Here is a 12,379-nt window from a genome sequence, read left to right on the forward strand (position 1 = left end):
CAGCCTTTTACCACTTGCCCCACTGCTTCAAAGCAACCCCTTCAACCGTCACCCGATGCATAGGACGTCGAAAACCATGGTAGCCGATTGTCGCATTGTGCCACGTTGCTCAGTTATCCCAAATGGCGACGCCCCCTGCCTGCCAACGTCGATTAGCCATAGTGGCCACTTTGGCGAACAAAACGACGACCACAATCAGCGGTGCTTTCAGACGAATTCGAACCAGTCTCTGGGGACGCTGTCTTTTATCCCGCGCCAAGTTCACGCCACTCGGTAAGAGCAACGGCGCGTGTCAGCTTGAAGGTGTCTCGACTGGTGAGTGATCTTTCCTGGTTGAAATGGTAGTAGGTGGAGGAGCGAACGGAGGCGAATTTCTGCAAACTTCGCATCCGCCTGAACCGTTGCTTGGCGCGTTCGCGTCGTCGGAATGGCAGGTGCGAATTCTCAACGCAGTTGTTCTGCCACCTGCTCGTTTTCTGATTCTCTGTAACGCCAAGCCCCCTTAGCGCCGCATTGTAGGAAGCGAAACGATCTGTGACGATCTCTTCGGCGCAACCGTGCCGCTTCATCAATTTCTTGAAGAAGTTCAATGCGGCTTTGTTCCGACGCTCCGTGACGACGTCCTCAAGCAATTCACCTTCGCGATCAACGGCCCGTCAGAGGTAGTGTGTCTTGCCGTTCACCTTCACAAACACCTCGTCCACGTGCCACTTACCTTTCGAGAACGCACGCAGCTGCTGGGCTCGCTTTCTTCGGATCTCGGCGGCAAACATCGGGCCGAACCCATTCCACCAATAGCGGACTGTTTCGTGGCCCACGTCGATGACTCGTTCGTGCAGCAGATCTTCGACATTCCGAAGCGAGAGTGGAAACCGAACATACATCATCACCGTAAAGCGGATGATCTCGGGCTGGTTTTGAAATACTTGAATGGCGATGGTCTTTTCATGATTAAAAGCTACGAAAGACCCCTGCCCGCCTCAACTCAAGTTCTTCTGACAAGACCAACTGGACACTGGTTTGCTACGCAGCATTCATCAATGTGGGCGGGTTGCCGCCATTCGCCACAGCAGGATCGAATGACGGCTTTGGTGCGATGTTCGTTTTAGGCCGAGCGCGCCAAATTACCGCGGCTCACATATTTCCCGACAGTCAATCCGTTTACCTTTTCGACGATGGCATCGGCGTCGATGCCATGATGGCGGTAGAGGTCGCCAATCGTGCCGGTTTGGCCGAAGTGTTCAACACCCATCGGGATGGTCTGATGGCCAGCAACAGAGCCAAGCCAGGACAGCGTCGCCGGGTGACCATCAATGACGGTGATGACTTTGCAATGAGGCGGAAGGTCACTCATCAGGGTCCCGATATGGCACTGCGCAGACTTATTCCCGCGAGACCGGGCACGTTGGGCAGCGGTCCAACCTGCGTTGAGCCGATCAGCCGAGGTCACTGCCAGCACACCGACGTCCCTGCGCCCCTCTCCGATCACCCCAGCCGCCTTGATCGCCTCGGGGGCGACAGCGCCCTGATAGGCAATGACGATCTCGCAGTTCGGTCCGGGTTTACGTAACCAATAGGCCCCGTCGATAGCCCCTTGTTTGAACGCGTCGTCATGGCGCTTGCCGGGTTGCTCGATCGGGTTGGTGGTCAGGCGGAGATAAACCGAGCCTCCTGTTTCGTCACGTAACCATGTGCGCTCACAGGGATCACCCTCTCCATCGCGTTGAAGATAGTCGAAGGCCCATTTCATTATCACTGCAAGCTCATCAGCAAAGGCAGGCTCGAACGAGGCAAGCCCATCCTGGCTCATCCCGATCAGAGGTGAGCCGACCGATTGGTGCGCTCCGCCTTCCGGGGCCAGCGTGACGCCAGAGGGGGTGCCCACCAAGATGAACCGGGCATCTTGGTAGCAAGCGTAGTTTAGCGCATCCAGGCCGCGCGCCACGAAGGGATCATAGACGGTGCCGATGGGGATCAACCGCTTGCCGAAGATCGAATGCGACAGGCCAGCGGCGCCCAGAAGCAGCATCAGATTCATCTCGGCGATGCCCAGCTCGATATGCTGTCCTTCCGGCGTGAATTCCCATTTGGCAGTCGACGGGATGCGGTTTTCGACAAAAGCATCTGCCTGTTCGGACCGGGCGAAAAGCTTGCGCCGGTTCACCCAAGGTCCAAGGTTGGTGGTCCCCGTTACATCCGGGGACGTGGTGACGATCCGGGCAGCCAGATCACTGTTCCCCTTCGAGAGTTCGTCGAGGATCTTGCCAAAGGCCATCTGGGTCGAGGTCTCACGGGAGGTATCAATTTCGATGGCGGGCACGGCAAGCTTGTCATCGTGATACCGCCGGATGCCTTTGGCAAAAAAGGGAACCTTGGTCAGGAAGTCACGCACTGCGGAGGGGTTTTCGACCGTGGCCAGAGGCTCCCACTCATCGCCTGTTGCCACGCCCATATGCTGTTGCCAGGTGGTGAATTGCGCATTGTTCATCAGCCCCCCATGATTGTCCTTGTGGCCGGCAATGGGCGTACCCCACCCTTTCACCGTGTAAGCCAAGAAACAGGTAGGGCGGTCGTGATCGATGGCATCAAAGGTTTCCGCCATGGTCTGGACGCAGTTACCGCCGAGGTTTTCCATCAGGTCAGCCAGTTCGTCGTCGCTGTGCCTTTCGATCAGGGCAGAGACATCGCCCTGGTCTCCAAGATCATCCATTAACCGCTTGCGCCAGACTGCTCCGCCCATAAACGTCAGCGCCGAATACTCCTGGTTGGGACAGGCGTCGATCCAGTCGCGCAATTTGTCGCCGCCCGGCTCCTCAAAGGCCGCGCGCTGCAATGCCCCGTGCTTCACCCGCACCACGTCCCATCCGAAGGCATCGAAAATCTTCTCGATCCGTGCAAACAGCCCTTCGCGCACGATCCCGTCCAGCGACTGCCGGTTGTAATCGATGATCCACCACGTGTTGCGCAGGTCGTTTTTCCATCCCTCCTGCAGGGCCTCATAGATGTTGCCCTCATCCAGTTCGGCATCGCCCACCAACGCAACCATGCGCCCCATCGGGGCATCGCTTCCCCAGCTCTTGGCATTGATGTAATCCTGGATAATCGAGGCGAAAGAGGTGATCGCAACACCCAGTCCGACCGAGCCGGTCGAGAAGTCCACATCGTCTGTATCCTTGGTCCGACTGGGATAGGACTGCACCCCGCCAAAGCCCCGGAAGTTCTCCATTTTCTCGCGTGTCTGGTTGCCCATCAGGTATTGCATTGCGTGAAAGACCGGTGATGCATGAGGCTTGACGGCCACGCGGTCCTCAGGCTTCAGGGCCGAGAAGTAGAGCGCCGTCATGATCGACACCATCGAGGCCGACGAAGCCTGGTGCCCACCGACCTTGATACCGTCCACCTTTGGGCGCACGTGATTGGCGTGGTGGATCATCCAATGTGAAAGCCACAAAAGGCGTTGTTCGATGGTCTTCAGGTGGGTGATGTCCGTGGGCATGAGGCTCTCCTTATTCGGCGGCGTGATGCAGGGGGCGAGGCAAGGCTTGATCCAGGTCGGCAATAATATCCGCGACATCCTCCAACCCGACTGACAGGCGGATCAGCCCGTCACTTATACCGTGTTCTGCGCGCTCTTCGGGCGTATAGGTCGAATGGGTCATCGAAGCCGGATGCTGGATCAGCGTTTCGGCATCGCCAAGAGAAACCGCCCGCTGTATCATGTTCAGATTGTTCATGAACTCAACGCCAGCCGCCATGCCACCGTCGACTTCGAAGGCAATCATTGCACCGGGTTTGGACATTTGGCGCGTGGCAAGTGCATGTTGGGCAAAGCTTTCCAACCCGGGGAAATGCACGGCACGCACCGACGGGTGATTTTGGAGGTAGTCGGCAGCAATCTGGGCCGAAACGCAATGGCGCTCCATCCGCAGCGACAGGGTTTTCAACCCGCGCAGGATCAGCATTGCGTTGAACGGCGCCATGACAGCGCCAGTCATGTCTTTCATTCCAACAAGCCGGATCTCGGTGATCTGTTCGGTTGTTCCAGCAACCAGCCCGGCGACCACGTCGCCATGTCCACCAAGGTATTTGGTGGCAGAATGCACCACGAGATCTGCACCCAGCTCAATCGGCCGTGTCAGAAAGGGGGTGGCATAGGTGTTGTCGACGACCACCTGTGCCCCGGCCTCATGCGCGATTGCGGCGGTGGCCGCGATGTCGACCAATCGCATATTTGGGTTGGCCGGCGTTTCGAAATAGACCACTCGCGTTTGCTCTGAAATCACCGCGCGCAGGTTTTCGGGATCGGTCATATCCACATGGGTGATCGTCACTCCCCATTTCTCCAGCCCATGCCGCATGAAAGCGAAGGTGCAACCATAAAGGGTTTTGTCCACGATCACCTCGTCCCCGGGGGACAACAAGGTCCACAACACAGCGGTGATCGCCCCCATGCCTGATGACAGGGCTAGCCCTGCTTCGGCTCCTTCAAGAGTCGCGATACGGCTTTCAAGCAGATCACAGGTCGGGTTCGAAATACGGCTGTAGATATGCCCTTGGCGTTCACCAGCGAACATCTCGCCACCGGCCTCGGCGGTCTCAAACGCGAAGGTCGATGTCAGATGCAGAGGCGGCGTCAGCGCGCCTTCGTTCTGCTGGGGGTCATAGGCGTGATGGATGGCGCGGGTGGCGAAGCCTTTGGGTGAGTTCATGGCAACCTCTCTCATGGTGTTTGAGGCAGGATGCGTTGTATTGGCAGGGGAGTGATTGCGAATTATGCTGCGGCGGGAATGAATTTTGGCATTATCTGCCAATAAGGGGGTGAAATGGACGCCAAAGACCGACAGATCATACGCGCCCTGCAGGCAAATGGGCGTATGACCAATCAGGACCTCGCTGCCGCAGTCAACTTGTCGCCGTCGCCCTGCCTGCGCCGCTTGCGCAACCTCGAGGAAAGCGGCACGCTCCGGGGATTCAGCGCCGAGGTGGACGCGAAAGCCTATGGGCTGCCGATCACGGTCTTTGTGCGCATCCGGTTGGAGCGCCACAATGAAGACGATGTACGGCGCTTCGAAAGCAGGATCCATGCGATTGACGAAGTGCTTGAGTGCCATGTCCTGACCGGAGCCTCTGATTATCAGTTGCGGGTGGTGGTCCCCGGGCTGGATGCCTATGAGGATTTCATCCGCCATCGCATCCATCCCATCGGAGGCATTGCCTCAATCGATACCAGTTTCGTTTATTCTACCGTAAAGAAGACCAACGTGTTTCCAGCAATCGACTGACCGCCCCTATAGCGGCGGCCATATCCATTCAATGCAGGTGGCCCGGGGAATTGGCACAATCTGTTCCTGAAGAAGGCACGCCATTTGATCGTGTGAACTTCGGGGCACAGGTGGTTCGCATGACGGATAATCTGGTGCAACGGCCACATTAGGCGATGCCAGACAGTGCTAAGTTGCTTTGCGCGGGCCCCCATGCTCGCTGTCTCCGCGGAAAATCGTTGTCTTTCAATCATTGGCGGTGAAATCTAAGACCTTTTTACTTAAGCCTGCAGTCGAACGCCGCCTCTGCAATTCAGAAGCCTTCCAGCACGATCTTGCCCTTGGCCTTGCCGCTTTCCAGCAGCGCATGGGCGCGGGTCAGGTTGGCAGCATTGACTGTGCCATAGGTCTCGGTTGCTGTGGATTTGACCTTGCCGCTGTCGATCAGCCCGGCGACTTCGTTCAGAATGCCGCTTTGCCGCGCAATGTCACCCGTTTCGAACAAGGACCGAGTGTACATGAACTCCCAATGGATCGAGACCGACTTCTGCTTGAATGGCATGATGTCAAAATTCTCGGGATCATCGATCAGGCCGAACCGGCCTTGGGGGGCAATGAACTCGGCAATTTGCTGGACATAGTTTTCCGAATAATTGGTCGAAAAGACAAAGGCTGGCGCCCCAATGCCAAGGGCCTCGATCTGCTCGGGCAGCGGTTTGGAGTGGTCCACGACAAAGTCGGCCCCCAAACCTTTGACCCAGTCCTGCGTTTCAGGGCGCGAGGCTGTTGCGATTACGACCATATCGGTCAACGCCTTCAAAAGCTGAATGGCGATCGAGCCGACACCCCCGGCGCCACCGATGATGACAATGGCATTGGCCGCTCCAGCAATAGGTTGGGTGACATCGATACGGTCGAACAGCATTTCATAAGCTGTCAGCGTCGTCAGGGGCAGAGCTGCTGCCGACGCCGTATCGATTGACGCTGGCGCTTGTCCAACGATGCGTTCGTCAACAAGATGATATTCGGAATTCGTGCCCGGGCGGTTGATCGCACCCGCATACCAAACCTTATCGCCCACCTTGAAGCGGTTAACGTCCCCTCCAACGGCAACGACTTCGCCTGCAGCATCCCAACCCAGAATGGCGGGCGTGTCGCCTTCTGGAGCGCGGCGCTGGCGGATTTTGGTGTCTACTGGGTTGACAGAAACCGCCTGCACCTGGACCAGAAGGTCGTGGCCAGTGGCAACGGGGTCTGCGGCTTCGAAATCAATTAGCGCATCGGTGCGGTCAATCGGTCCGGAGCTTTTGTATCCTACGGCTTTCATATTCATGTCCTCTTGGATGCGGTGTCAGAGTTGGCGACTGTTTTTGGGTGGCGGAGGGCTTCCCCCACCGCCCGAGGGGCCTTAGGCGATCACGCTCATTTCGTTCAGCGTGAATTCAGCAACGGCGCCCTCTGTGGCTGCCATGTAGGCCGCCAGATGTGGTGCGCTCATGTGGGTCTGCCACAGTTCACGGCTCTCCCAGTTTTCATAAAACATGAAATGCGCCGGGTTTTCGTTGTCCTGATGCAGATCGTAGTTGATGCAGCCATCCTCGGCGCGGGTGATATCAATCAGCTTTTCAAGCTCGGCCTTCACAAGATCGATCTGGTCGGGATTGGCTTTGATGTTAGCAACGATGGTCAGTTTCGACATTGTTATATTCCTTTCGGTGCGTCGATTGCTTGAGCGGAATATACTGCTGTGATAATCCCGGATAAACACGCATGTCGCGAAAATATAATTCGGAAATTACGTATAATGTTGATCGACAATATCCGCCTGTTTTTGAAGATTGCCGAAAAAGGCAGCATGGTGGCTGCGGGCCGCGAAATGGGACTGTCAGCAACAACGGTATCCGAGCGGCTTGCGGCGCTCGAAGCCCACTATGGCGTTGTTCTGTTTAATCGAACAACACGCTCCCTCAGCCTGACCGATGAAGGGCGCACCCTTATTGAGGGTGCAAAGGTGGTGTTGGCAGAGGTGGAAGACTTGGACGCGCGTATTCGCCATGGAGCGGAGGCCATTTCGGGGCCCATCCGTATTAGCGCGCCCGTTGATCTTGGGCGGAGCATTATTTCCGAGGTGATCGCCCGTTTCACCGAGAAGCATCCGGCGGTTTCGGTCGAGTTGTCCTTGTCAGATGGATACGTGGATATGGTCGGTGAAGGGTTCGATTTGGCCCTCAGATTTGGAACAGTGACCGATAGCACTCTGCGCGTACGAAGGTTGGGAGCATACAGGCGCGTTGTGTGTGCAGGTCCGGCCTACCTTAAAGCGCACGGCATACCTCGGAAGCCGTCCGACCTTTCGGATCACAATTGCCTGGTCATGCGGTTTGGTAGAACTCTGGATAATGTTTGGCGTTTCGGGACTGGCAAGGCGTCACAAGTCGTGACAGTGCGTGGAAATAAGATCGTCAATGATGGCTCATTGGTGCGCCACTGGGCCTTGGCGGGGCATGGCATTATCCTGAAGTCCGAGCTTGATGTGGACGCCGATCTGAAAGCAGGAAAGTTGATTGCCTTACTGGAAGATCATGCCTCGCCCGCGAACCCCTTGCAGATGATGTATCCCCCAGGCCGTGCGCAGCCACGGCGTGTACAAGCACTTGCCGAAGAGCTGACTAATGCCATGGCACGGGCTTCGGCTTAAGCCCTTTGGCACATACCACAATTGCGATGCTTGCCGCAGTTAAACCGAACCAACCCAAAGGCCCGTTTTGCTTGCCTTGCCTGTTTTGACAGTGCCTCTCAGATATGTACTTGTCTCATGGCCCGCAAAACAGTGAACTCAATCTTCCGCCCTTTGCGTGAGCAAATCGGACCACTGAAAGAAGAATGTCCAAGGTCGGCTAAGGGCCGAGAGCGCTAGTTGACCGCCGGGAGCCGAGTAGCTGGTTTGCCCGCAAAGCGAACGTTCAAGCAAGTTGCAACGAACGGCCGCAATGCGGACAAAGCTGCCGTTCACTGCGGTGTCGAGTTGGGGGCCGCGTGAACGACAGCTTTGCTACCCAAAGGCTGAATTCGAAAGTCGTTTCTTTTCAATTGTGGAGTTTGTCAACGAAGACCCGCAATTTGCGGGCCCCTTTTTGCAGTCAATCTCCCCAATCAAAATCCATCATTTCGAAGCTGGGCTGACGCTGAATAAACTCCTGCACGGTTACCGGCAGGCCTTGCAGATTTCGTTCAAGCCTGTCCGCAATTGCAAGAGTTTCTGGACGGGCGTTTGATAACCCTGTCAGAGGAATTCCACGTGCGTTTGGTTTATCGGGATACTGTTCTTTCAGCAGCTCGTGCCGCATACGCATCATCTTGAATTGTCCAAGAGTGTGAATGAGAGGAACCAAGTGGGGACTTTCTTCGTGTGGATCTTGGTAAAGGTCGTAGTATGACGCACCGATACCAGATGCGGCGCCCGGGTCCGCTGATATCCAATGCTGCTTGTAACGCCCTTTCACAGTAGCCGCGAGTGTGTGACCTTGGTAAATATGCACCCAATCACGGCGCGAGAAAGTATCTCCGTTCAACAGCAATGAGCTCTGGTCGACGCCATCGATAACGCGGTCGCGAGGGATGTGATCTGTTGCTCCGGCAATAGTTGCGAAGGTTGTAAACAAATCTGTGACATGTACCATGTCGCCGACCAATTGACCGCCATCAATCGTACCGGGCCACCACGCAAACGCCGGCACACGAACGCCGCCTTCGGTAAAATCGCCTTTACCACCTGAAAACATGATTTGCGTCATGCCCCACCCTGGCGGAGGATTGTGAACCATTGGTCCATTGTCCGCCATCGCCACGAAGATTGTGTTCTCGGCGATACCAAGGCTCTCAAGTTCATCCATCACTTGACCCACGAATAGATCAAGCCTGTGATATGCCTCAGCGACTTTGCCACCATTCAATGTGTTTCGTTCGATATCCGGTTGAAGGAAATTCAGCCAATTAGGCCAATACTGTACGTAGAATGGTTTTTCGGCTTCAGCGTTCCGTCGGATGAAGTTGATCATCCTGTCTTGGCTTTCGGGATCGACTTTGGAATACCATTCGTTGTTAGGTAATCCCCATTCTTCCCCTAGTTCGCCTTTTCGTCCGTCAATCGTCTGAACCCAACCTTCAGGAAGAAGACCCGGATCATCTAACTTGTATGGATCTTCTGGACCAATATTGGGGAACCCAAGCGTTGCATTGGCAGCGGAACCCATAGCGTCATAGAGAGATGTTATTTGGTTCATCGGGGTGAAAAGAGCTTCGTCGAAACCTTGGTTGTGCAAGTAGCTTTCTTCGATGTCCCCCAGATGCCCTTTTCCATAGTGCGCAGTTGCATAGCCAACTTCGGACAGTACTTCGGCAATCGTAACCTCGTCACCTCGTAGCCCCGCGTACTCATGGGGCATCCCCACAACACCCATGCCATGTCTGACAGGGATGCGACCTGTTAGAAATGCGGCTCGAGTTGGAGTGCAAGACGGCTCAGAGTACATCCGAGTGAAGTTAATTCCTTCGGCCGCCATTTCGTTTAGATTAGGCGTCGAAAACCCAAGAGTTTGTTGAATCCCCGGAAAGCCCACGATGCCAAACGGCTGATCGTCCCAAAGAATATAGACGATGTTTGGTGGCCGCCCGTGTTCTTCTTTGAGTTCCGCCAATCTCGTTTGAATGGCTGCGTCCTCTTCCGCCCAGCGATCTCCATGCTGTGCATTTAGTACAAAAAACTCTGCATCGTGAATAATTTGGTTGTCTTGCCCCGCGGCGACAGATGCCCACATCGCTGCGGATGCGATCAGTACCTTCTTCATCATTCGGTCGTCCCCCCATCTTTTGATCTTCCAACCATACCAAAAGTCATTAGAGTATCTTACCAGCAAAGGAATAGAAGGTTGGCCGACGACCGCTTCACTCCATGCATGTCCGATAGAACAGCAATACTAACGACACGTCCAGCAGTATGAAACTGTCCGCTCCGGGCTCGATGCGGTCATACGCTGCGCTGCTAACGAACGTCGAGTACTCTGATGAAACCTGTCTTTAGCTCCCTGATAGATTCAGTTGGTCGACACGGTGTCGGTGCCTGGAGAGGGAGGGAAGGATGGAGGACAAACGATGTCCATTATTCAACTTCCTGCCATCACACCGAAGCGCCCGCCGTGGAACAAAGGTCGCCATATAGGCCAGAAACGCCCGCTTCTCGCGAAGCAGGTCTGGGCCATCCGCGCCCGGCTTGAACTCTCGGACAACCTCAGGGACTTGGCACTCTTCAATCTTGCGATCGATAGCAAGCTGCGAGGCTGCGATCTCGTTCGTTTGAACGTAGCCGATCTTGTTGCTGGTGATCGTGTCCGCGAACGCGTGACAGTTGTCCAGAGCAAAACAAAGCGGCCAGTCAAATTCGAGGTTTCGGAAAATACCCGCCAGTCCATCTGGACCTGGGTATGTCGCCCGGAGATGCTTGGACGCAATTTCCTTTTCCCAAGCCGCTTCCACGAAAGGCCGCATATATCGACGCGACAGTACGCGCGTTTAGTCCGCGATTGGGTGTCGGCGATTGGTTTGGAGCCAAACGGTTACGGCACGCATTCGCTGAGACGCACAAAAGCGGCACTGATCTACCGGAAAACGGGCAATCTACGCGCGGTGCAGCTCTTGCTTGGCCACACCAAGGTTGACAGCACAGTTCGATATCTTGGCGTTGAATTGGAAGACGCGCTGAGTATCGCAGAAAAGATCGACGTGTGAAGATTAAGCGGGCGGCAAGAGTCGCCCGCTTTTCGTGACTGGCAATTGTCGCATGAGTGTCGACCATCCACCGGGCTTCTGAGCCGAAACGAGCGTCACCATCGTCGTCGATTGAGTTGAATCTCCCGCCCGGATCGCTGGGCTCAGGTCAGTAGCTGGGGCGTCATCACTCCCAAGTGACTGCTTGTGCGAAGTAAGCAGTCACTCATGAAAAGTGCGGCGAACATCCTCTTCGAGCCCAAACTGCTGAATGCTGCACTGCACACGATTGTCCGCTGTTATTTGGTCGCCAAAGCGCGTTGCTAGATTTTTCTTCCCATCAAGCTTGCTGATGCTACGAATAAGTTATGACAGATTTTTCGAATGAATTTTTTGGCCAGCCAGAACAGCAGGACCTGCAACGCAGGGCGGACCGTATTTGGACATTGGTCAAGAATGACCCGACTTATTCCTGCCATGGCCGCGCGGTGGGCCTTAGCGCGGAGAACGACATCGATTTGGTGAAGCAAATTGCGATGACGCGACTACAGGGCGTTTGCATGGCCGAAGGAACTCCTGTCGAAGCTGCCGATCGTAGGCGTGAAGGGCTTGAACAGCACGGTCTGAAAACGGATCAGTTCGTTGACTGGCAAGGGAGCGCAGCATCGCTTGAAGCCGCGGCCATGGTTTTGGCGTCGCGCAAGTTACCCGATGATCTCGAACTCGTGCGTGTAGATGCGCAAACACCAGGTGATGACTTGGCCAAATTGGATACGCTCACACAGGCATGCGGAGTCCTGCTTCCGATGGGCGCGTTCATCCGCGGGCTGAGACGCCCGAGCGTGTGTTTGTTCGCACGTGACCGCAACGGGAAAGTCGTCGCGGCAACAGCAGCCGTTGCGCAGTTTCATCCTGATCACCGGAATGCCGACCAGGCTTGGTGGGGTATGCTAGCGACAGATGAGTCGCGGCGGGGCGAGGGAATTGCCCTGATCATGGGCGCAAATTCAATGCTTGCTATGCGTGATCTCCATGGTCTTGGGACTTTTTTCACGGGGATCCGTGAAGGTAACGCGCCTTCTGAAGGTTTGTGCAGAAAATTGGAGATGGCACCAACTAGTGACGTGCATCTCATGGCGATAGACCCGGACGTGTTCGCAGCTGGGCGGTTGACCAAATAAGTCGTGTCCTAATTGCGTCTTTGGAGTATGCGACTGCTCCAAACTGTGCGACACAAGCCGACATTCCCAGAACTAATTCAAACGGCAGCTTTGTCCGCGTAGCAGCCGTTCGTTGCAATTTGCTTGAATGTCCATTTTGCGGACATTGCAGTCATTGACCTAAAGTTACATGAT

General features: G+C 55.5%; 9 protein-coding genes and 1 pseudogene. 4 read left to right on the forward strand and 6 right to left on the reverse strand.

The window, feature by feature from the left end; all coding sequences use genetic code 11:
* Positions 1–245: 245 nt before the first annotated feature.
* From GOW92_RS04205 to GOW92_RS04215, 3 genes and pseudogenes are all read right to left on the reverse strand, one after another.
* A pseudogene (locus GOW92_RS04205) lies at positions 246–949 on the reverse strand (IS6 family transposase).
* 156 nt (positions 950–1,105) lie between these two features.
* Complete coding sequence (locus GOW92_RS04210; RefSeq protein ID WP_170558277.1) at positions 1,106–3,496, reverse strand: 1-deoxy-D-xylulose-5-phosphate synthase N-terminal domain-containing protein; 2,391 nt, start codon at positions 3,494–3,496, stop codon at positions 1,106–1,108.
* Positions 3,497–3,506: 10 nt separating this feature from the next.
* Positions 3,507–4,709, reverse strand: coding sequence for a methionine gamma-lyase (locus tag GOW92_RS04215; RefSeq protein ID WP_170558279.1), 1,203 nt, complete (start codon positions 4,707–4,709; stop codon positions 3,507–3,509).
* 114 nt (positions 4,710–4,823) lie between these two features.
* Between GOW92_RS04215 and GOW92_RS04220 the strand changes: the two genes are divergently transcribed.
* A complete protein-coding gene (locus GOW92_RS04220; protein ID WP_170558281.1) occupies positions 4,824–5,282 on the forward strand; it encodes an Lrp/AsnC family transcriptional regulator in 459 nt (152 codons plus the stop codon).
* Between the two features lie 292 nt (positions 5,283–5,574).
* On the opposite strand, the gene GOW92_RS04225 is transcribed toward GOW92_RS04220, so the two are convergent.
* Together GOW92_RS04225 and GOW92_RS04230 are read right to left on the reverse strand one after the other, a co-directional pair.
* Entirely contained in the window at positions 5,575–6,588 is a 1,014-nt protein-coding gene (locus tag GOW92_RS04225; RefSeq protein WP_170558283.1) for a zinc-binding alcohol dehydrogenase family protein, read from the reverse strand.
* Between the two features lie 81 nt (positions 6,589–6,669).
* A complete protein-coding gene (locus GOW92_RS04230; protein ID WP_170558285.1) occupies positions 6,670–6,960 on the reverse strand; it encodes a putative quinol monooxygenase in 291 nt (96 codons plus the stop codon).
* A gap of 105 nt (positions 6,961–7,065) precedes the next feature.
* Between GOW92_RS04230 and GOW92_RS04235 the strand changes: the two genes are divergently transcribed.
* Positions 7,066–7,959, forward strand: coding sequence for a LysR family transcriptional regulator (locus tag GOW92_RS04235; RefSeq protein ID WP_170558287.1), 894 nt, complete (start codon positions 7,066–7,068; stop codon positions 7,957–7,959).
* A gap of 442 nt (positions 7,960–8,401) precedes the next feature.
* Here GOW92_RS04235 and GOW92_RS04240 read toward each other — a convergent pair whose 3' ends face one another.
* The gene (locus tag GOW92_RS04240; RefSeq protein WP_217356497.1) at positions 8,402–10,111 is read right to left on the reverse strand and encodes a sulfatase-like hydrolase/transferase; all 1,710 of its coding nucleotides are present in this window, start codon (positions 10,109–10,111) and stop codon (positions 8,402–8,404) included.
* Positions 10,112–10,412: 301 nt separating this feature from the next.
* Here GOW92_RS04240 and GOW92_RS04245 point away from each other — a divergent pair, with 301 nt between their 5' ends.
* Together GOW92_RS04245 and GOW92_RS04250 are read left to right on the forward strand one after the other, a co-directional pair.
* Entirely contained in the window at positions 10,413–11,045 is a 633-nt protein-coding gene (locus GOW92_RS04245) for a tyrosine-type recombinase/integrase (protein ID WP_170559336.1), read from the forward strand.
* A gap of 347 nt (positions 11,046–11,392) precedes the next feature.
* Positions 11,393–12,205: a hypothetical protein gene (locus tag GOW92_RS04250; RefSeq protein ID WP_170558289.1), complete on the forward strand. Its 813-nt coding sequence runs from the start codon at positions 11,393–11,395 to the stop codon at positions 12,203–12,205.
* Positions 12,206–12,379: the final 174 nt, after the last annotated feature.

It is taken from the genome of Ruegeria atlantica (assembly GCF_013032505.1).
In the GTDB taxonomy this organism is placed as follows: domain Bacteria; phylum Pseudomonadota; class Alphaproteobacteria; order Rhodobacterales; family Rhodobacteraceae; genus Ruegeria; species Ruegeria atlantica_F.

Excerpts from the sequence above, each read along its gene's own strand:
- GOW92_RS04210 (WP_170558277.1), bottom strand. The coding sequence starts at position 3,496 with ATGCCCACGGACATCACCCACCTGAAGACCATCGAACAACGCCTTTTG.
- GOW92_RS04215 (WP_170558279.1), bottom strand. The coding sequence starts at position 4,709 with ATGAACTCACCCAAAGGCTTCGCCACCCGCGCCATCCATCACGCCTAT.
- GOW92_RS04220 (WP_170558281.1), top strand. The coding sequence starts at position 4,824 with ATGGACGCCAAAGACCGACAGATCATACGCGCCCTGCAGGCAAATGGG.
- GOW92_RS04225 (WP_170558283.1), bottom strand. The coding sequence starts at position 6,588 with ATGAAAGCCGTAGGATACAAAAGCTCCGGACCGATTGACCGCACCGAT.
- GOW92_RS04230 (WP_170558285.1), bottom strand. The coding sequence starts at position 6,960 with ATGTCGAAACTGACCATCGTTGCTAACATCAAAGCCAATCCCGACCAG.
- GOW92_RS04235 (WP_170558287.1), top strand. The coding sequence starts at position 7,066 with ATGTTGATCGACAATATCCGCCTGTTTTTGAAGATTGCCGAAAAAGGC.
- GOW92_RS04240 (WP_217356497.1), bottom strand. The coding sequence starts at position 10,111 with ATGATGAAGAAGGTACTGATCGCATCCGCAGCGATGTGGGCATCTGTC.
- GOW92_RS04245 (WP_170559336.1), top strand. The coding sequence starts at position 10,413 with ATGTCCATTATTCAACTTCCTGCCATCACACCGAAGCGCCCGCCGTGG.
- GOW92_RS04250 (WP_170558289.1), top strand. The coding sequence starts at position 11,393 with ATGACAGATTTTTCGAATGAATTTTTTGGCCAGCCAGAACAGCAGGAC.